Consider the following 19,604-nt stretch of genomic DNA (forward strand, 5'->3'; position numbering starts at 1 on the left):
TTCCAGGCGCTACCGCCGCGTGCGAACGCTGGCATTCTCCTTGTGCAGCGCAAGGTGCAAACTGACACCGTCGGAGCTGGCCGCGATGTCGGTCTTGAAGCCGCAGCTACGCGCTAGTGTCAGCATGGCCCGGTTGTGCGGCATGGTGCAGCCCACCAGCGCGCCGATGCCCGTTGCGCGTGCGTAGCGGATCAGTTTGTCGAGCAGCAGCTTTCCCAGTCCTTGTCCCTGGCAGTCCGAGCGCACGGCAATGCCGAACTCCGCCTGGACATTGTCCGGATCCGCAACCGCCCGGACCTCGCCCAGGATGGAAGTCTCGCCGCGTGCATCGGTAGTTGTCGCGATGAACGCCATTTCACGCGCGTAGTCGATCTGCGTGAGCCTTGCCAACTGGCTGTGTTCCGGCTCGCGGAACGTGCAGAAGTAGCGCGCATGGATATCTTCGGCCGTCAGTTGGCGGAAGTAGGCCCGGTAGGCTGCTTCGTCAGCGGGGCGCACGGGCCGCAGCACAATGGCGCGACCGTTCTGTTCTACGCGTTCTTCCAGCGCATCCGGATAGGGCTGGATGGCTAGCCGCGGGTGCAAGCCCGGCGCCGGCGCCTTGATGGCGATGCGGGCATCGAGCGCAATGATGCCTGTCGCGCTCGCCAGCAGCGGATTGATATCAAGTTCGTCGATCTCGGGAATATCGCAGACCAGGCGTGACACCTGTACCAGTACATTGAGCAGGCCGTCTGCGTCGACGCCGGGGTGTTCGTGACAGCCTTCCAGCAGCCGTCCGATGCGGGTGCGCGACACCAGGTCTTGCGCGAGTAGCGTGTCGAGTGGCGGCAGCGCCACAGCATGGTCACCGATGCGCTCAGTGTTGACGCCGCCATGGCCGAACAGCAGGGCAGGACCGAACACGGGATCGGTGACGGCGCCGATGATCAGTTCGAAGCCATCGCCGTGCCGGACCATCGCCTGGACGGAGAAGCCCTCCACCCGTGCCTCCGGAGCATGCTGCCGGATCCGCTCGAGCATGGCGCTGGCGGCACTGCGCACCGCGGGGGCGTCGGCGAGGTCTAGTGCCACGCCGCCCGCGGCAGACTTGTGCGTGATGTCCGGGGACAGGATCTTGAGCGCTACCGGGTAGCCGATCCTTGTGGCTTGTTCGACGGCCTCGTCGATGCCTGGCGCGGTTTGGGTCGAGACCACGGGGATGCCATAGGCGGCCAGCGCGGCCTTGGCCTCCGGCTCGGTCAGCCACGCCCTGCCAGCGCGCCGGGCGTTGCCGATGATCGCCCACACCTGGTCCTTGTCGGCCGGCGTGTAGGGGCCGTCTGCGGGCGGCGTGCGCATCAGCAACTGTTGATTCCTGTGGTAATCGCAGGCCTGCAGGAAGCCGCGCACTGCTCGCTCCGGGGTGTCGAAGGTCGGCACGCCCGCCTGCTGGCACAAGCGACGGGCCTGCTGCACGGAATCCGCCCCAAGCCATGCCGCAAGAAGAGGCTTGCCGCCCAACGGCGCGCTGATGAGTGCGGCCGCGATCTCGGCGGCCGGCACCACGGCGGTTGGCGCATGGATCATCAACACCGCGTCGGTCTCCGGCGCCTCGCAGAGGATGGCGTAGGCACTCAGGTAGCGCTCGACGGGCGCGTCCCCGATGATGTCGATGGGGTTCGCGCGCGGCCAGGTGGCGGGGAGCACGGCGTCCAGCCGGCTCAGGGTCTGGTCTGACAGCCGGGCCAAGGTCCCTCCGGCATGCGCAAGCGCGTCCGTCGCCATCACGCCGGCACCGCCGCCATTGGTCAGGATAGCGAGGCGCTCTCCGCGCAGCGCGCGCATTCGGGCAAGCATCTCGACCGCATCGAACAGGGCCTCCGTGGTGTCCACGCGCAGCATGCCGGCCCGCCGGATCGCGGCGTCGTAAACGTCGTCGGCACCCGCCATGGCGCCGGTGTGTGAGGCGGCAGCGCGTGCCGCCTGCGCCGAGCGCCCGGCTTTGACGACCAGCACCGGCTTGTTGCGGGCGGCGGCGCGCGCCGCAGACATGAATTTTGCGCCACGGCGGATCGCTTCCACGTAGAGCAGGATGGCATGCGTCTCGGCGTCGCCGGCGAGGTAGTCGATCACATCGGCTGCGTCCACATCGGCACTGTTGCCCAGGGAGATGAAATGGGAAAAGCCGATCTGCCGTGAGCGAGACCAGTCCAGCACAGCGGTGGCCAGCGCGCCGGATTGCGTGGCGAATGCCAGCTTGCCTTGCAGGGCCGTGCCGGGTGCGAAGCTGGCATTGAGGCCGATTCCCGAAGCGATGAGCCCGACGCAGTTTGGCCCGAGAATTCTGAGAAGATGAGGCCGCGCCGCATCCAGCATGGCTTGCCGCAGGGCGCCTCCGGCGCTGTCCTCGGGACCCTCAAAGCCGGCAGTCAGCACGATGGCCGCGCGCGTGCCGGCGGCGCCGAGTTCGGCGATGAGCCCCGGAATAGTGGGTGCGGGCGTGCATAGTACCGCCAGGTCCGGCGGTGCCGGCAACGCACCTACGCGCGGGTAACAGGGTTGGCCGGCCAGCGTCGCATATTTCGGGTTCACCAGGTACAACTGGCCGGTGAAGGAGCCCCCGGACAGGTTCGCCAGCACGGTTGCCCCCACGCTATGCGGCCGCATCGTCGCGCCGATGAGCGCGACCGAGCGCGGACGGAGCAGTGCGTCAAGGTTACGGACAGTCATGGCTGGCTCCCATGGCAACCGCCGGGCCCCCTGGGCGTACCCGGCCCGGTCTGGATAAGACTAGGGGGACAACCTCGGCGGGGGTTGATGTATCGCAAGGAGTGCGCAATGCGTCGGAGGGATGGCGCGAACCATCCCGGCCGGCACGTGCGCGTCAGTCCGGCCGTTCGCTGTCCAGCTCCGGAACAGCGTGCCCGGGTTGCAGCGGCTCCAGCGCGGTGGTCTCGTCCAGGTGGAAGAGGGCGTCGAACTGGCCGCCGATCGAGGCATCGAAGTAGTGGCTGGCACGCTCCGTGCGCGGTAGGTAGAGCACACCGATGGCACGTTCCAGCATGACTTCGAAGAGCGGGGCGCTGGCCTGTGACCCAAGCGGCAGGAAGAAGCGGTCGAGTCCGGTGCTGTGGAAGAGTGCCTCCCAACTGCCGCGCAGTGCCGGGACTACGGCTTTGATTTCGGGGTCGCCGTCCCACTCCGAGGCCGCGCAGACAGAGCCGGTGAAGGTGGTAAAGCCGACCAGCAGCGCTCGCACGCCGGCTTGCTGTCGGATCAACTGCCCCAAATTCCACTCCCCGCGCAATTGCGATTCTGTCGCTCGTGCATCGCCGAGGTGGGAGTTGTGGGCCCAGACCACGATGCGCCCGCTGCCGCCACGGCGCTGCCCGTAGGCGGCCAGCGAAGTCAGCGTCTGTGCCATGTGCGCATCGCGCAGGTTCCAGGTGCTGACGCGGCGGCCGAACATCTCGCGGTAGTAGGCTTCCGCATTGACGACGACCGTCGCGTTACGCTCGGCAAAATAGTGCGAATCCATGGCCGCCAGGCCGTTGCGGGAGATATAGGCGGCTTCGTCGGTGCGCAGCTGCAGCAGTTGGCGGATCGCGCCGTCGCGCGCTGGCGCCCGCAGCCCAGTCGCGGCCTGGTAGCCATAAGCCGCCGGGTCGCGCACATGGTCAAGTGCGGCGTAGTGCTGCCGGGCAGCCGCTGCCTGGACCGGGTCGGCGCGCTCCAGGTAGCGGATCACGGCCTCGGCAGAGCGGTACAGGCTGTAGAGATCCAGCCCGTAGATGCCGACCCGCCGCTCCGGCGGCAGAGCGGAATTATGGCCACGCAGCCATTCGATGAACACCAGGAATTCCCCGTTGCGCCACATCCAGGCAGGAAAGCGCTCGAAATCGCCTAGGGCCTCCTCGGCGCTGTCGTCGCCCTCGCCCTGCACGTAGCGGTTGACCCGCCAGGCGTCGGGCCAGTCGCCTTCGATGGCGACGGCATTGAAGCCCTGGCTGCACACCAGCGCCTGCGTGATCTCCGCCCGCATCCGGTAGAACTCGGCGGTGCCGTGCGTGGCTTCGCCAAGCAAAACAAGATCCTTTCCACGGGCCATGTCGAGCAGCGGATCGTAGTCGAAGGCATTGCCCTGCAAGCGCTGTGCGGCCTCTCGGACTGCAAGGAACGGGGTAAGCGGGGATGTCATGGACTGCTCCTCGAGTGGCTACTCATGACGGGTGCTTCATGCTGTGCGGCAGTGCCCTCCGTCCATCTGCACCAGCAGCTGGTTGCGCGTCTGTTCGCGCTCATCTTGGCCGCCGGCCACGTTGAGGGGACGCGTCTTGCCCAGTGCGTCCAGTTCATCGGGCAGGGTCTTGCCGGTGCCCGGGGCGCCCAGCAGGAGTACCCCCTTAGGGATCTTGCCGCCCAGGCGCCCGTATCGCTCGGGTCTCTTGAGAAAGGCGACCGTCCCCATCAGCTCCACCTTGGCTTCGTCGATGCGCGCGACGTCGGCGAAGGTCATCCCCGCCTAGTGCTGAAGACAGACCCGGGCCTTGTGAAGGCGTACTCGATCCAAGATAGCGGCGGATCGGGGTTGGCCTTTGATCGGTATCAACGAGAACTGTCGTCTCGAGAACTGCAGACGTTGCGTAAGAGACGGTCAATGGCGCGACTGTCTCCTACGCAACATTTTTGGCGGGAAACCCCAAGATGCGCGCGAAGTCCTGCACGCGCTCCCGCGGCATCCTTGTCTGATTTACCTTGGCTTCCACGTCTCCGTATCCCATGGACATGCCGAAGGCGGTGATTTCTTCCGGCGGCATACCCAGATAGGATGCGATCTCGTTGTGAAACGGTGCGAAGGCGACCTGTGGGCAGGTGTCGATACCTCGCGCTTTCGCGGCGATCATTAGGTTCTGCGCAAAAAGGCCGATGTCGATCCAACTGTGCGGCTTCAATCTGCGATCGATACCGATGATGAGACCCACCGGTGCGCCGAAAAATGAGAAGTTCTGCTCCGTCTGCCGCATACGCGCCGGGGCATCGTCGCGGTCGATCCCAAGCGAAGCGTAGTAACGTGCGCCGAAGTCAGACAGTCTCGTGCGGAAAACTTCTGGCAACACCTCAGGGAAGTGGGCGGGTGCAGGGGCTGTTCCCGCTCGGTAGGCAGCGACCAGTCCGGCAACCACTGCGTCCTTGATCGCACCGCTTACCACATATACTCGCCAGGGCTGAATGTTTGCACCGCTTGGCGCGGTCGCTGCTTCCTCCAGTATCTCCTCTACGAGCTCTCGGTGAAGCGGCTCAGCCCTGAAGGCGCGAACCGACCGCCGGGAACTCAGGACAGTGGCGACGCAACGCGCCATCGCTTCTTGTGACCATTCAAAGGCGGATTGCTCCATGGGCTACTCCTGCGGTGCTTCATGGTAGGAGATTCGCCCGGAAGGCAAGAAGAAGAGCGCGATAACGGCGCCACCCTTCGCTTCCGGATAGTGATGACTACCCGGCGCCGGGGCGGTCCATCCGCCGGCGCTCCAGCCATTCGGCCCGTTCAGGACGGCGCCCGGATGTAGCGGAACGACCATATTGAACTCGCCATAAGGATGACGGTGGTATTGCCCTCGCAATCGATGGACGGGATGCCCTTGCTTATTCCCGGAGCTATCCATGTACACAGCGGTGATGCTGAAGTGAAGGGTACGCTCCGAGGGCTCCGCGATGCGGCTGCGGCGGTATTTGGGGCCATCGATCTCGATATTTGCTGCCCAACCGTCCTCCACACCCCTGCTAATCATATGAGCGACGGTCTGGTAGAACTCGCTGTCAGGTCCGTACTTCTCGTTTAGCCAACGCTCGACCACGGTGCCGGCGGTCAAGTCCTTCACCGTCTCAAGGAATGGAATGCATCGCTCGATCAGTGCTTCCCTATCCTTGTTGAGGTTCTCAGCCTTCATTCTGGGGTCTCCTATCCAACGGGTTGACCTCATCATGCGCTAACCATAGATTGAATGGAATTGGTGTCTATGCAAGTTCATAATGCATGGAATTCACTCTAAGGGATACAGTCATGAGCATCGGCCGTACGGACCTGAACCTTCTGAAAGTCTTTGAGGCTGTCTACGAAGAGAGGAATCTGATTCTGGCGGGCAAGCGTCTTAATCTCACTCAATCGGCCGTCAGTCACGCGCTTGGAAGGCTTCGCGAGCTTGTTGATGATCAGCTTTTCATTCGCATGGGAAAGGGCATGGTGCCAACCGGCCGTGCCGCGGCGATGGCTCCCACGCTGCTGGACTCCCTGCGCCGCATTGAGGACGCCTTAGGATCAGAGCGGTTTTCGTTCTCTCCGGAATTATCCCGGCGCCGATTCGTCATTGCGGCGAACGATCACGTCACGGAGGTGATCATTGCGCCGTTGTCCCGGGAACTGCAGGCGTCCGCGCCGTCCGTGGACCTGGTCATCCGTCCTTCCACGCGGCTGGACCTGGCTGAGCAGATCGACCTGGGACGAATCGATCTCGCGATTGGAATCTTCGCCCAGGTTCCGCCCCGGCTGAACTCCCGAACCTTGATGGCACAGGGGGAATCCATAGTCATGCGAAAGGGACATCCAGCTTCGCGCCGCAAGCTCAAGCTCGCGGACCTCACGAAGTATCCGCTTGTCACCCTATCCGTCGGAGGCCAGGAAGAAGGCGCTGTAGAGGGTTTCATCGTGGAGCGCGGCCTCGCGCGACAGTCCGAGATGTTCGACCGGCGTGCGTTGGAGAACGCGCTGCTCGAGTCGCAGGAGGCGCCTCGGTTGAGAATCACAGTCCCGCACTCGCTGGCCATCCCAACGCTTCTCCGCGATACGGACATGCTGTCGATCGTGCCGGCATCCTTGGCTATGGCTCTTACGAAGCGCGGCGACCTGATTTGCCGACATTTGCCCTACCAGGTTGGAACCGAGACCATGCAAGCGGTTTGGCATCGGCGGGACGACGACGACGTCGGTCACGCGTGGCTGCGCGATCTGGTTGCGAAAGCAGCCCGCGCTGCGGAGGAAGCGCTCAAGTAGTATGCATCTCGACGAGACAGGGAGGCGCCAATTCATCGTGGCGCCGGCCACATCAGGAGAGAGGGTCCCCCCCGGGCTGTGCATCGGAAGATATACCCTGACCAAGACTGTTCAAGTCCCACGCCGCGATGAACAATGCCGCGACAAGGGGCCCGATCACGAAGCCGTTCAGCCCGAAGAGCGCCATGCCTCCCAAGGTGCTGGTCAACACCACGTAGTCCGGCATTTGCGTGTCTTTGCCGACCAGGATGGGTCGTAGGAAGTTGTCGACCATTCCTATGACCAGTATGCCAAATCCCACCAGGACGCAACCCTTGACCAATTCGCCGGTTAAGAGGAAATAAACGGCGACGGGAACCCAGATGAGCGCGGCCCCCACTGCGGGAAGCAGTGAGAGGAGCGCCATGACGGCGCCCCACAGCAGAGGTCCCTGGATGCCGAGGATCGCGAAGGCGGCTCCCCCAAGCGTGCCCTGCACGACGGCCACGGCGATATTGCCTTTCACTGTGGCCCGTACGACGGTCGCAAATTTCTCTGTCAGGTGCTGTTTGTGGCTGTCGCTGAGCGGCACGGCGATGCGCAACCGCCGCGAGAGTCGGGGGCCGTCACGAAGCAGAAAAAACAGGAGGTACAACATCAGGCCAAAACCGATCACCAGGTGCGCCGTGTTCTGACCGATGCTCAAGGCGCGGGTAGCCACGAACTGACTAGTCTCCAACGCACTGGCGCTGAGCTTCTCCTGAAGGTCGGAAATACTCGCCACGTTGAACCGCGTAAGCAGCGAGCGAACATAGGATGGCAATGCGTCGATGGCCTGTTGGAAGTACAGGCCGAAGTTGATGCGGCCAGAGCGCATGTTCTCGTACAGGTTCATGCCTTCACTGATCAGGGACATCGTGACCAGGGTCATTGGCAAGATTACGAGAACGAACACCAATAGCAAGGTCAGCAGCGACGCGATATTGGCATGCCCATGCATTGCCCGCACGAGTCGCCGCTGCATTGGCGCGAAGATGATGGCGAGCACGGCGGCCCAGAACACGGCGCCGTAGAACGGCAGCAAAATCCAGAAAAACGCAATACTGACTCCGGCGAGCAGCAGCAGGAAGGTTCTGTGATGGAGCCTAGCAGAGTTAGTCATGTCGCTTGTTTTTATCCGGCGTCGGACGCCCGTTCCCAGGTTGCCGGCGCCCATGTCGCATTTAAGATACCTATGTCAATGACACAGTGAACGATCTCGAGCCCGAAATGCGAGATGCGCTGGCCAATTGAGTATGTCATGGGAAGGGCAATCGCACTTCATTGACTGATGTCAAAGCTGCATGCCTTTGCTGCCCTACCTTGGATAGGCCGACGCAACTGTCGGAGATCACGGCAACGTATGAGGTGACCGCAGAGGCGCTTGAGGATTATTTCAATGCACGCTCCTACCTCAGCGAGGATCTGCTTTCGGCATTCATGAGTAACCGCCAAGACATCGAGCGTGTTGCGGGCGCTCTGTGCGAGATGACAGGGGCGCAGCATATCGTGCTGCACAGTGGCCATTTCCGCTTTGCGTTATGAAGCCGGGCAGGGCCTGGAGGTAGGCCATGGAGAAGTGCTTGCGTTTGCGCCGACAGACAAGGCGGCCCCCATGGCGGGGCACTTGCCCCTTGCGATGCCGAAGTGGTGGCCTGCCTGAAATCCCACTGAGGTCGGCCGGTGCGACCTGACCCTAGCGGGATCCCGCCCGTGCCATCGGGCACGCGCGGCAGGCGCACGGCCAAATTTGGCATCCTGCGGCTCGCGTACAAGCTGTTGGTAAATGATCGCGCCAAGTTCAGCGGCCTGCTGGTCGGGATTACCTTCGCGGTCTTCCTGATGATCGAGATGACCTCGCTGTTTGCAGGGGTGCTGAACCGGTCGTCCTCCACGGTCTACAACATCGGCGCGAGCATTTGGGTCATGGACCCGGCCGTAAATACGGTGGCCAATACGATCGGTATGCCTGACTATGTGCTGGACGCGGTGCGGAGCATCGACGGCGTCCGCTTTGCGGTGCCCCTGTACTCCGGCGGGGCGCTGGTACGCCTTGGAAGTGGCACATACCAACCGGTTACGGTGGTCGGCATCGACGACACCAGCCTGTTTGGCCGGCCCAATGTCCTCCGGGGGAAGATCGAGGATATCTTTGCCGAAAACGCGTTCCTGGTCGTCAAGGATGCGGAATTTCGCAAACTCGAGAGCCCGGACATCGGCACCGTCTTCGAGATCAACGACCACCGCGGCGTGATCGTCGGCATCGCGGAGGTAGCGACCAGCGGGCTGTTTGGCGTGCCGACGCTGTACACGACCTACCAGCGCGCGATCCAGTACCTGCCGACGGCCCGGTACACCATCTCCTATATCCTGGTGGAACCCAAGTCGCCGGCGGACACGGTACGCATCCAGCGCGCCGTCAGCCGGATTGGCTACCGTGCGCTGACCCGCGATGAGTTTATCCGGCGGATCTCCAACTTCTACAAGTTCCAGACCGGTCTGGGGACCAACATCCTGCTGATGACAGTCATCAGCTTCATCGTTGGACTGTCGATCTCCGGGCAGACGTTCTACACATTCATCATTGAAAACCTGGAAAAGTTCGGGGCGCTCAAGGCCATCGGCGCGAAAGGGCACGAACTGGTCGCGATGATCGTGTTCCAGGCAACGTTCGTAGCGCTGACCGGATATGGCCTCGGCATCGGCCTGTGCGCGATCCTGATCGCCCTGGCGCGGCTGCGTCTGCCCGACTATGCGGCCATGATCACCTTCTCCAACCTGGGGATGGCACTGGCCATGGTCATCGCGATCGCCGGGCTCTCCGGCTATATCGGCGTGCGCAAGGTGTTGCGCATCGAACCGTTCGACATCTTCCGGGGATGACCATGCCTCGTGTCGCCATTTCAGTGCAGCGCATCGAGAAATGGTTCGGCGAGGGCGAGGCCCGCACGCACGCGCTGCGTGAAGTGAGTTTCGACGCCTACCTGGGCGAGATACTGTTCATCGTTGGCCCGTCCGGCAGCGGGAAGACCACGCTGCTGAGCGTCATTTCCGGCATCCTGCGCCCGGATGGCGGCCGTGTGATGATCGATGGCATCGATGTGTGGAGCCTGGGTGACGATGAGTTGGCCACCTTCCGGTTGGGAAGAGTGGGATTCGTGTTCCAGGATTACCACCTGTTCCCGCGCCTGACCACGCTGGAGAACGTGGCCATTCCGCTGATCCTGCGCCACTACGAGTGGGACGATGCGCTGGCCGAGGCCCGGCAATGCCTGAAGATCGTGGGACTGGAGGCCCGGGCGCAACTGCCGCCCGTCAAGCTCAGCGGTGGCGAGCAGCAGCGCGTGGCCATTGCGCGCGCCATCGTCAGCCAGCCCGACATCCTGATCCTCGACGAACCCACCGCCTCGCTCGACGGTGAAACCGGGCGCTCGATCATGAGCTTTATCCGGGACAACATCCTCACCGAGCGGCGCTGCATCGTCATCGTTACCCATGATGCGCGCATCCTGGATATGGCTACCCGGATCATCGACATGGAAGATGGTCGCCTCAAGGCAATCGAGCAAGGGGGCGGGCAATGAAAAGCAACCGCTGGCTCTTCATTCTGTCAGGGCTGGGCGCCGTGATCGGCATTGTGGCAGCCGCCATCTACGCGCAGCAGAAGGCGCCGCTCCCGCCGGTGTTCCAGCCCGCCTCCAATCCCTTTCGCAGCGGCATCTATGCCAATGGCATCGTTGAAAGCGATCAGGAGAACGGGGCGAACGTCAATGTCTACCCGGAGGTGACCGGCACGGTCGTGCGCATTGGGGCGCGCGAAGGGCAGCCCGTGAAGCGCGGCGACGAGCTGCTGGCGCTCGAGGATTCCGTGCAGCGGGCGCTGGCCGCGCAACAGGCGGCGCAGGCGGATGCCGCCGAGGCCCAGCTGGCGCAGCTGAAAGCCCAACCGCGCAAGGAGAGTCTGGACGTGGCGCAGGCGCAGGCGGATGCCGCGGTGGCCAGCCTCAAGACCGTGGACGACCAGTATGAGAAGCTCAGGAAGTCCTGGCAGCTGGACGCACGCTCGGTGAGTCAGGATGCGCTGGACAATGCTGCCAACGCCGTCAACATGGCGCGCAGCGCGCTGGCCGTGGCGCGCCGGCAATTGGCCTTGATACAGGCCGGCGCGTGGTCCTATGACATCCGCAATCAGGAGAAGCAACGCGACGCCTTGGGCAGGGCCGCGGCAGGATCCGAAGCCCTGCTGCAGAAGTACGTCATCCGTGCGCCCGTGGATGGCATCGTGCTGGCGGTCAACACGTCCGTGGGCGCCTATGTGTCACCGCAGGGTACGTACGGCACCTATACGCAAGGCAGTATGCCGGTCATCGTCATGGGCAGCCTGCAGGACCACCTGGCGGTCCGGGTGTATGTCGACGAGATTCTTGTGCACAGGCTGCAGTTGGGGCAGGCAATGCAGGCGCGCATGTTTGTGCGTGGTACGGACGTCAGCATTCCGCTGGAGTTCGTCCGGGTACAGCCCTACCTGACCCCGAAGATCCAGCTTTCGGACCAGCGCACCGAACGCGTTGACGTACGCGTGTTGCCCGTCATCTTCCGCTTCAAGCCGCCTCCGCAGCCAGTGATCTACCCAGGGCAACTGGTAGATGTCTACCTGGGCGGCGCATCGTGACCGAGCACAGGTATCGATCCGTCATGCTGGCCTTGCTGACTGCCTTGGGGGGAGGCTGTGCAGTCGGGCCCGATTTCGTGCCGCCCGCGCCCCCGGACGTACCCAGTTATGTGCGTGGCGGCGACGCCGCGAGTACGTCGGCCGGCGCGGGACAAGCCCAGCAGTTTTCCGCATCCATGGGCGTCACCGCCAAATGGTGGGACATGTTCGGCAGCCCGGACCTGGAGCGGCTGGTGGAGGACGCGCTGGCCGGCAATCCAAGCCTGCAGGTGGCCGAGGCAAACCTGCGCGGGGCCGAGGCGGCTGTGCGGGCGGGCGCTGGTGTGTTTTATCCGCAGGTGTCGGCGCAGGCTCAGGCGTCACGGCAGACAGCGACGCCTGCCCGTTTTGGCGCCGAGACGCCGGCTGGCATCTTCAACATCTTCACGCTGGGCGCGACGGTCAGCTATGCATTGGACCTGTTCGGCGGCAACCGCCGGGCCCTGGAAGCCATGGCCGCGCAGGCCGAAGTGCAGCGCTACGTGTTGGGCGCCACCTGGCTGACGCTGACCGGTACGCTGGTCAATACGGCGATTGCCCGAGCAGGCTACGCCGCCCAGATCGCGGCGACCGAGGAACTGGTCAATGTGGTGCGTGACCAGGTGGAGATCACGCACGCGCAGGTCAACGCTGGCACCGCCACCCATGCCAGCGAGCTAAGCCTGCTGAGCCAGCTTGGCACGCTGGAGGCGAGCCTGCCGCCGCTGGCGCAGCGCATGGAGCAGGCGGACCACCTCGGCGCCACGCTGGCGGGGCGCTTTCCTGCGGAGTCCGAGCCTTTGGCGTTACCGCTGGATTCCCTCAAGCTGCCTGCGGACCTGCCGCGCGTGGTGCCTTCCGAACTTGTGCAGCGCAGGCCGGACGTGCTGGCCGCGGAAGCGCAGCTGCATACCGCCTCGGCAGGGATCGGGGTGGCAACGGCGGCCATGCTGCCAAGCATTGCCCTGAGCGCCAGCTATGGTCGCGAGGGTACGCGGCCGGGCACGCTGTTCCAGATGGGAGGCGGCATTTGGGGCGTCGCCGCTTCAGTGGCGGCGCCGCTGTTCGAAGGCGGAACCCTGTACTTCCGGCGGCGCGCCGCGCTGGATCAGTTCGCGGCCGCGCAAGCCAACTACCGCCAGGTTGTGCTGGCGGCATTCGCACAGGTGGCGGACGCGCTGCGCGCGCTCGAGCATGACGCACTGGCTGTCGATGCGCAGTACCGCTCACGGCAGGCGGCCCGGCAGTTGGTGGATGAGCTGCAGGCGAACTATCGTGCCGGCACCGCCGGCTATCTCCAGGTGTTGATCGCCAACGCCCAATACCAGCAGGCCAGCATTGGATACCTGCAGGCGCGTACGCAACGGCTGCAGGACACTGTCGCGCTATTCGTTGCCCTGGGCGGTGGCTGGGAAGAGGCCCCGGGCAAGGCAGCCCGTTGAAGGCGACGTTGCGCAGTAGTCTTCGCCAAAACCTGGTCGGTCCCCGGAGGTCAGAGATTTACCTGGATAATGTTCGATACGTCGGTGACGCCCGGCGCTGCCCATGCGGCTTCGGACGCGGCCTCGCGCTCAGCCCAACTGCGCAAGCTTCCACGTAGCGTCACCACGCCGTCCTTGACGTCGACGGTGACATGGGTCGCGTCGTCCACCGCCTGGCGCTCGATCGCCTTTGCAATCCGTTCCTTGATGTTGTCAGGCGCTATCGCGGGCTGGACGGTGATGGCGTTGGCCACGCTAACCACACCGTACAGGCCAGCCACCGCGCGCGCGGCGGCGAGGCGCTGGTAGTTCCAGTCGACTGTGCCCGACAGCGTGATGCAGCTGTCCTCAACCATCACCTGAATACGATCCGCAGGCAACACCGAGGTCCACGCCAGAATGTTGCTTGCGGCGCGTGCGATGTCGGCGTCCGTACGCGCTGCGTCATCGGGCAGGCGCACGTCGATTTCGACGGCGAGTCCTTTCACGCCGGGCACGCGCCTAACGGCCTCCTCGGCGGCGTACTTGGCAGCATGGTTGCTGAGATGGCCGGTCAGCGTTACCACGCCGTCCTGAACCTGGACGCCGATCTCGGCGGCATCGACGGCCGGGTCCCAGGCCAGTTCCTCGGTCACACGCTCTTTGAGTTGGATATCGCCCTTCATGTCCGTTGTCTCCAGTTTGCCTGGCGCCCTCAGGCGCGATGGCGGCGCGTGCCGCTTGCCATGCGCGCGCGGCGTTGGCCTCACGGCCGGGTTTCGAGTTGGTCGATGACCGCCAATATGCCCGGCGCCGACCATACGGCACCGACGGCCGCGCGGGGCTCGGCCAGGGAGTCCACGTGGCCACTCAGCGCAGCCGTGCCCCTTTCGACCTTGACGTCCTTCTGAATCTGATGGTCTGTCTACATGGTCGCCTCTGTACGAGCTCGTACCGAAATAGCGCGCCGGATGTGGAGCTTCCGCCGGGTGCTCGCTAGCGAGCGACTGACGAATTCACACTAGTGGTGAAATGGCACCGTGGCTTGATCCAACGCAACCGGAGTCGGTGGCGTGAGAAAAGACGGCTAAGGCGCGACAAGTGCCCCTGCGCACGCTGGCGCTGTATGGGCGCCTTTCCTGTGTTGCCGTGGCGGAAATTCCCGCACTTGAGGCTTCGTTGATTGGCATCAACCTGCATGTCCCCGGTGCCGCTAGCTTGGAAAGAACGATAGCCAAGGTCGCCGTGTAGAGCCGCATTGTTCTTGCCGTGAATGGCTGCCTCCTATCCTTGAACGCCCTGGAACAGGCCGGGTATACCCCTAAACCCGATCGGAGTGACGCAAATGAAGGTCTCAAGATGCCTTGGCCTCGGGCTGTCGTGGCTGGCGCTTGCCGTTGCCGCGACGGCTTGCGCCAGCCGTGCAACGCCCGCTGGTGACGAAGGGAAGATCATGGAACAGCAGGGCGTCTCCTACATATCAGGTGGAGATGATGCGGCGAGCATGCAAGGCATGCTGGCCATCGCCGCGCAGTTCAATGTGCGGCTGACGATGGTGGATGCCGAACGCGGCAAGCCACTGGGCGGTGCCATGGTGGACGTGGCCAGCCAGGAGGGTCGCACCGTGCTTCACGCCACCGCCAGCGGGCCGTTGTTCTACATGCGGCTCAAGCCGGGTGCCTATCGACTATCCGTGGGCTACCAGGGGCGGGACCAGATGCGCAATATCGTAGTCGCCGATGAGCCGCTGGACATCACCTATCGGCTCTCGGTCAATACACTCGAGGACGACTGGCTGCTCTGCGGCACGACACGCTGTCCGGCTCGCTGAGGCCCGGGGTAGCACAAGGAGCGCAGGTCACCAGTGCGTGGACTGCGGGAGCAGGGAGGCCGGAATGAAAGGCGGAACAGCAGCACTGCGACACCCGGAGCAAGGCGGTGTTGAGAAGGTCGGCTGGTTCGGGTCTTGGCCGTTATCCCTTTCGCCAGCCGTCACCGACGTCATCCGGCGGGTCCAGTTTGCGCAGGCCTATGAGATGTCTCAGGCGTACCAGCGCCTGTTCGGGACGCCCGCGTTCGGCATCGGCTCAATCGGCAAGAGTGGAAAATCCGTGCCGGTTAGCGTCACCGTAGCGGCGCAGACGCCGTTTTGCCGCCTTCTGCGGTTTGCCCTGCGCACCGGAAAAGTCACCGACGCGCGCCCCAGGCTATTACTTTGCGCGCCGCAAGCTGGCCACCATGCTGCCCTGATGCGCGCCGCAGTCCGGTCATTACTCGATGAATCCGATGTCTATGTGACGGATTGGATCGACGCGCGAGACATTCCGCGCGAAGCAGGGATGTTCCGTCTCGAGGATCATGTCCTGACCCTCGAACGATTCATGGCGAGCCTGGGGCCTGCGGAACTCGATGTATTGGCGGTCTGCCAAGCGACGGTGCCGGCACTGGCAGCCGCCGCGCGCCTGGCGGCGAGCCGCGGGCCGGAACTTCGATCGCTCGTTCTGATGGGTGGCCCCATCGATGCGCGATGCAATCCGACAATGCTTGGTCGCACCGCCAGCCAATTCTCGGGGGCATCATTTTCCGCCCGTTATACAGGTGCAGTGCCGCAAGGCTATCCTGGGGCAGGGCGGATCGTCTACCCGGGCTTCTTCCAGCTGTCTGCTCTGGCGAACGGTCAGTCCGCGCGTTTCCTTGACACCATGCGCAGCGTCTCGCGCGGCGATCCGGCTGGCATTTTCGCGAGCATGGCGGCGGCGATAGACTATTCGGCGACCGTTGATCTCCCTGCAGAGTTCATCGCGGATACCATCGATGTAGTCTTTCGCCGCTTCCTGCTGCCACGCGGCAAATGGCGCGTCGCGGGCGTGAGCGTCCGCACGGGCGCCATGCGTAGCACTCGCCTGCTGACCATCGAAGGTGCCGACGACGCCATCACGGGCGCCGGGCAGACTCACGCCGCACATGCGTTGTGCCGACATCTGCCACCCGCACACCACGAACAAGTCACCGTTGCCGATTGTGACCACTATGGCTTGTTCAGTGGCAAGTCCTGGTACGTCCGTGTTTATCCGATATTGCAACGGAGCCTTGCCGAATGGCGGATCTCCAGACGTGAGGCGTCGCACCGCGCGTACCGGGCATAGCCGGCACGTGCGCAGAGCGCCTGTACTCGGTCGGCTCGCATCATGTCGTTTGCCTGGGCATGAGCGCCGCCACACAGTGTTCAGATGGCACTACCAGCGCCATTTCAACCCTCGATAGTGCGTCTTCGCTGCGTTGCTGCGACGCCAGAACTGCAAGGTTTGCCTCCGACGGATCATCGCCAAGCCGTGCCCGCCCGCGAATCCTTGCGGCGAGTTCGTCGGCGCGGGCCTCGCAGTGGACAATCGTCACGGGAACGCCCAGCCGCTGCGCCAAGGCCATGCATGGCCGTCGTTGCGCTGCGAGCAGGAACGTCGCATCGGCGATCATTGTGAATCCGGCCGCTAAGCCGATGCGGCAGATTGCACGGAGTCGACGATAGGTCGCCTCGATTGCCTCGGGCGTGTAGTGGTCTGGCGTACGGCGGAGACGCTTGCGCTCGACGTCCGAGCGGACCCAGATGGCGCCGATGGCATCGGCAAGGTTGCGCGCCACAGTCGATTTTCCGCTGCCGGAGAGGCCATGCATCAACACCAACCGGGGGGCAGGCGGATTCAGCAACGTCTCCGCCAGCGTGAGGCGCGACCACGCGGAAGGGGATGCCGTCGGACGCTCTGCGAGCTCGTGCCGAGCTTGCTGCGCCCGCTCCAGGTCGATGCGGGCGCGCACGAGCGCGCGCAACGAGGCATAGAACGGCAGTACCCGCAGCGCGCCAAAATCCCCACTTCGCGCAAGATAGGCGTTTATCAGGTGGTGGGCCAGCGAGGGGTGTCCGAGGGCAATCAGGTCCATATAGGCGAACGCGATGTCACTCGCGGTGTCCGTCCAGCGCAGCATCGGGTCGAACTCCAGGCAATCGAAGGGCGTGGGTAAGCCGTTGAGAAGCACGATGTTGCCAAGATGAAGGTCGCCGTGGCATTCGCGCACATGGTTGTGCCGCCGACGCGCCGCGAAGACAGGCGACAGGGCTCGCGCGCGTTCGCACAAACCATTGCGCACACGGGTAGCGACGGGTGCGCCAGCAGTCATTGCCACGACGGCATCGGCGCAGTTCTGCACGGTCTGCAGGATGACTCCGGGAGTGCCGTAGGGGGTTGATTCTCTGGCTACGTCCGCTTGGTGGTGGAATGCGCAAATCGTGGTCGCCAGTGCGTCCATATGCGCGAGTGTCAGGCGGCCTTCCTGCGCCATGACGCTGAACACGTCGCGTTGATCGAAGCGACGCATCTTGACTGCATACTCGATGGGCGAAGCGGACCGATCTACCCGGACGCTGCCGCCGGCTCCCGCAACGATGGGGACCACCCCCAAGTAGAGTTCAGGCGCCATCCTCCGATTGAGACGCACCTCTTCCTCACAATCCATGCGCCTGGCGTCCAGCGAGGAAAAGTCTACAAAATCCAGACGAACCGGCTTGCGCACCTTGTAAGCAAAGTCGCCAGCCAGGAAGACCTGCGAGATATGGGTTTCGATGAGAGTTACATCCCATGCCTTGTCGGGGTACGCCGTGGCGTCGCACATCGCGCGAACGAAATTGGAAGGATCTTCCACCCCTTTCGCATCGACCGGTGCCGATGGTGCATGGGGCCCTTTGGCCAAGGTCAGGTCGCCCACGTCACGGTGCGGGACACGCCGCCCCGCGCAGGCACGGTTAGCCTGTTGGTGCGCTCCACGCCATCGGCCCTCGTCACGACCCGATAGGTTCCCGGCTGCAAGCGGATAAACAGGAATGGCCCTTCGGAAATCACCGAGAACACCTGCTTGCCATCCTCCAGGAAGATCTCTGTCGCAACGTCGGAGAGATATTCGCCACGGCTGCCCATGAACGTCAGGCGCAGGCTGTAGTTGGGCGCCGCCTGGCGCATCGCCGCAGCCTCGTCGAGGCCGATCCCACCGCTGAGGTAGGCAAGTCCATCCCGCTGTTGCTCGTGCAGCGTCGCGACGCCGGCATCCGCGAGTCCGATTGCGGCGACGGCGTCCGTCCGGCCAGGGCGGGTCGTGTCAGGACGCTGGGCCAGCGCGAGAGACGGAGGTGCCGCGAGCAGGATGGCAAGGATGGGGGCTAGCCAGATTTCATGGGGTTTCATGACTCCAATATAGGAATGCACGGTGGCGCAGGCTTGATCTGGCGCAATCGCAATGCCGTCGCCCCCCGGGGGAGTGCGTCGCTTCGGTGGAGGCGGAGAAGCCTACCGTCAAGGAGAGGACCCGATCCCGTCCTCTCCGCATGCAGCACCCACCATGGCGCCGAGAAACCGATGTCCTTCGGGCGTGAGGCGAATAGGGTGGCCCAAAGGCTGAGCCTTGCGACAATCGATCAGTCGGCGGTTCGCCAGCTCGGCGAGATCCGTGATGTCGATGCCAGCGACTGATCCCCGGGAATCGAGAATCATTAGCGCTGCAATCTCGTGGGCGCTCAACATGGACTGTCTCCGAACGACGAAAGATGGAATGGCCATAGCCGTTTGCCTAAAACGATAGCCAAACATCGCCCGAGCCAGACTCAAATTCGCGCAAGCTTTGACGACGATCAATCCCGTGCGGCGTCACCGTGTGTTGTCTATCACGCACATTGCTGACTCGCTCCAGCTTGCGGTGCGTCAACGCGAACCGCGCGAACCCTGCTAATCCATAGTAGGCAGCCCGCAGCCTTGCCAAGGTGACTGGCGCCCGCAGCATCGTGCTGCATAGTTGGATCTGCGAAAGGAGAGCATCATGTACCAGCATGTCATAGTTGCCGTGGACGGCAGCGCGTGTGCACGCCGGGCACTGGACGAGGCGGTCACGATCGCTTCTGCATGCGGAGCGCAGTTGGAGATCATTCACGTAATCGACTACACGCTTCTGCAGTATGAGACGGGTTACGGCATCCGGGCTGATGTTGTGCCGGAATTGCTCGAATTCGGACGGAGCATTCTCGTGGAAGCGGCAGACGTGGCGCGGAGGGCCGGCATTCGGCACACGGAGACGCTGATCGATAACGTGATTAGCCTGGGAAACGTTGCGGCCCAGGTACTGAAGCACGTGGGGGAATGTGGCGCAGATCTCGTCGTGACGGGTACACACGGTCGTCACGGGCTAAAGCGGGTGTTTCTCGGCAGCGTAGCGGAAACCCTCGCCAGGTCCAGCCCCGTGCCGGTCCTGCTAGTCAGGGAGCCGACCCCGGAACCGGACCACGCCGAGACGACCTAGCGGACGCGGTCGGCCCGTTGCCCACCTGCATATTGCGTGGATGCATCGACCTCGCCGTCAGTGCAGATAA

At 63.7% G+C, this 19,604-nt stretch carries 19 protein-coding genes and 1 pseudogene; 9 read left to right on the forward strand and 11 right to left on the reverse strand.

The window, feature by feature from the left end:
- Positions 1–9 precede the first annotated feature (9 nt).
- From AB4120_RS06780 to AB4120_RS06800, 5 genes and pseudogenes are all read right to left on the reverse strand, one after another.
- The gene (locus AB4120_RS06780) at positions 10–2,712 is read right to left on the reverse strand and encodes a bifunctional acetate--CoA ligase family protein/GNAT family N-acetyltransferase (RefSeq protein ID WP_441642050.1); all 2,703 of its coding nucleotides are present in this window, start codon (positions 2,710–2,712) and stop codon (positions 10–12) included.
- A gap of 154 nt (positions 2,713–2,866) precedes the next feature.
- Complete coding sequence (locus AB4120_RS06785) at positions 2,867–4,180, reverse strand: erythromycin esterase family protein (protein WP_441642051.1); 1,314 nt, start codon at positions 4,178–4,180, stop codon at positions 2,867–2,869.
- Between the two features lie 57 nt (positions 4,181–4,237).
- Positions 4,238–4,501 (reverse strand): annotated as a pseudogene (locus tag AB4120_RS06790) (cell division protein FtsH); the annotation flags it as partial.
- A gap of 154 nt (positions 4,502–4,655) precedes the next feature.
- Positions 4,656–5,378 carry a nitroreductase gene (locus tag AB4120_RS06795; protein WP_149136298.1) on the reverse strand — a complete coding sequence of 241 codons (723 nt, stop codon included), beginning with the start codon at positions 5,376–5,378 and terminating at the stop codon, positions 4,656–4,658.
- Positions 5,379–5,381: 3 nt separating this feature from the next.
- Positions 5,382–5,930 carry a 4-hydroxylaminobenzoate lyase gene (locus tag AB4120_RS06800; protein WP_441642052.1) on the reverse strand — a complete coding sequence of 183 codons (549 nt, stop codon included), beginning with the start codon at positions 5,928–5,930 and terminating at the stop codon, positions 5,382–5,384.
- 113 nt (positions 5,931–6,043) lie between these two features.
- On the opposite strand from AB4120_RS06800, the gene AB4120_RS06805 reads away from it, so the two are divergent.
- A complete protein-coding gene (locus AB4120_RS06805) occupies positions 6,044–7,030 on the forward strand; it encodes a LysR substrate-binding domain-containing protein (RefSeq protein ID WP_149136297.1) in 987 nt (328 codons plus the stop codon).
- Between the two features lie 52 nt (positions 7,031–7,082).
- Here AB4120_RS06805 and AB4120_RS06810 read toward each other — a convergent pair whose 3' ends face one another.
- On the reverse strand, positions 7,083–8,171 hold the full coding sequence (locus tag AB4120_RS06810; protein WP_149137556.1) for an AI-2E family transporter: 1,089 nt from the start codon (positions 8,169–8,171) through the stop codon (positions 7,083–7,085).
- 200 nt (positions 8,172–8,371) lie between these two features.
- Here AB4120_RS06810 and AB4120_RS06815 point away from each other — a divergent pair, with 200 nt between their 5' ends.
- From AB4120_RS06815 to AB4120_RS06835, 5 genes are all read left to right on the forward strand, one after another.
- Positions 8,372–8,593: a DUF1488 family protein gene (locus AB4120_RS06815; RefSeq protein ID WP_441642108.1), complete on the forward strand. Its 222-nt coding sequence runs from the start codon at positions 8,372–8,374 to the stop codon at positions 8,591–8,593.
- A 168-nt stretch (positions 8,594–8,761) separates the two neighbouring features.
- Positions 8,762–9,931: an ABC transporter permease gene (locus AB4120_RS06820; protein ID WP_441642053.1), complete on the forward strand. Its 1,170-nt coding sequence runs from the start codon at positions 8,762–8,764 to the stop codon at positions 9,929–9,931.
- Between the two features lie 2 nt (positions 9,932–9,933).
- Entirely contained in the window at positions 9,934–10,632 is a 699-nt protein-coding gene (locus AB4120_RS06825) for an ABC transporter ATP-binding protein (protein ID WP_149136295.1), read from the forward strand.
- Positions 10,629–11,720 carry an HlyD family secretion protein gene (locus AB4120_RS06830; RefSeq protein WP_149136294.1) on the forward strand — a complete coding sequence of 364 codons (1,092 nt, stop codon included), beginning with the start codon at positions 10,629–10,631 and terminating at the stop codon, positions 11,718–11,720. The genes AB4120_RS06825 and AB4120_RS06830 overlap by 4 nt, the downstream gene beginning before the upstream one ends.
- Positions 11,721–11,743: 23 nt before the next feature.
- Positions 11,744–13,180, forward strand: a complete 1,437-nt coding sequence (locus AB4120_RS06835) for an efflux transporter outer membrane subunit (protein WP_149136293.1) — start codon at positions 11,744–11,746, stop codon at positions 13,178–13,180.
- Positions 13,181–13,230: 50 nt separating this feature from the next.
- On the opposite strand, the gene AB4120_RS06840 is transcribed toward AB4120_RS06835, so the two are convergent.
- Together AB4120_RS06840 and AB4120_RS06845 are read right to left on the reverse strand one after the other, a co-directional pair.
- On the reverse strand, positions 13,231–13,884 hold the full coding sequence (locus AB4120_RS06840) for a BON domain-containing protein (RefSeq protein ID WP_149136292.1): 654 nt from the start codon (positions 13,882–13,884) through the stop codon (positions 13,231–13,233).
- A gap of 80 nt (positions 13,885–13,964) precedes the next feature.
- Positions 13,965–14,111: a BON domain-containing protein gene (locus tag AB4120_RS06845; protein WP_441642109.1), complete on the reverse strand. Its 147-nt coding sequence runs from the start codon at positions 14,109–14,111 to the stop codon at positions 13,965–13,967.
- Between the two features lie 432 nt (positions 14,112–14,543).
- Between AB4120_RS06845 and AB4120_RS06850 the strand changes: the two genes are divergently transcribed.
- Both AB4120_RS06850 and phaZ read left to right on the forward strand, forming a co-directional pair.
- Positions 14,544–15,029, forward strand: coding sequence for a carboxypeptidase regulatory-like domain-containing protein (locus AB4120_RS06850; RefSeq protein ID WP_441642054.1), 486 nt, complete (start codon positions 14,544–14,546; stop codon positions 15,027–15,029).
- A gap of 64 nt (positions 15,030–15,093) precedes the next feature.
- Positions 15,094–16,344, forward strand: coding sequence for a polyhydroxyalkanoate depolymerase (phaZ, locus tag AB4120_RS06855; RefSeq protein WP_441642055.1), 1,251 nt, complete (start codon positions 15,094–15,096; stop codon positions 16,342–16,344).
- A 40-nt stretch (positions 16,345–16,384) separates the two neighbouring features.
- On the opposite strand, the gene AB4120_RS06860 is transcribed toward phaZ, so the two are convergent.
- From AB4120_RS06860 to AB4120_RS06870, 3 genes are all read right to left on the reverse strand, one after another.
- On the reverse strand, positions 16,385–17,956 hold the full coding sequence (locus AB4120_RS06860; protein WP_441642056.1) for an AAA family ATPase: 1,572 nt from the start codon (positions 17,954–17,956) through the stop codon (positions 16,385–16,387).
- Positions 17,944–18,429: a carboxypeptidase regulatory-like domain-containing protein gene (locus AB4120_RS06865; RefSeq protein ID WP_149136289.1), complete on the reverse strand. Its 486-nt coding sequence runs from the start codon at positions 18,427–18,429 to the stop codon at positions 17,944–17,946. The genes AB4120_RS06860 and AB4120_RS06865 overlap by 13 nt, the downstream gene beginning before the upstream one ends.
- Positions 18,430–18,537: 108 nt before the next feature.
- A complete protein-coding gene (locus tag AB4120_RS06870) occupies positions 18,538–18,765 on the reverse strand; it encodes a hypothetical protein (RefSeq protein WP_149136288.1) in 228 nt (75 codons plus the stop codon).
- A 292-nt stretch (positions 18,766–19,057) separates the two neighbouring features.
- On the opposite strand from AB4120_RS06870, the gene AB4120_RS06875 reads away from it, so the two are divergent.
- The gene (locus AB4120_RS06875) at positions 19,058–19,534 is read left to right on the forward strand and encodes a universal stress protein (RefSeq protein WP_149136287.1); all 477 of its coding nucleotides are present in this window, start codon (positions 19,058–19,060) and stop codon (positions 19,532–19,534) included.
- Positions 19,535–19,604 lie beyond the last annotated feature (70 nt).

Origin of the sequence: Cupriavidus sp. 2KB_3 (assembly GCF_052115685.1) — a bacterium.
GTDB lineage: Bacteria > Pseudomonadota > Gammaproteobacteria > Burkholderiales > Burkholderiaceae > Cupriavidus > Cupriavidus campinensis.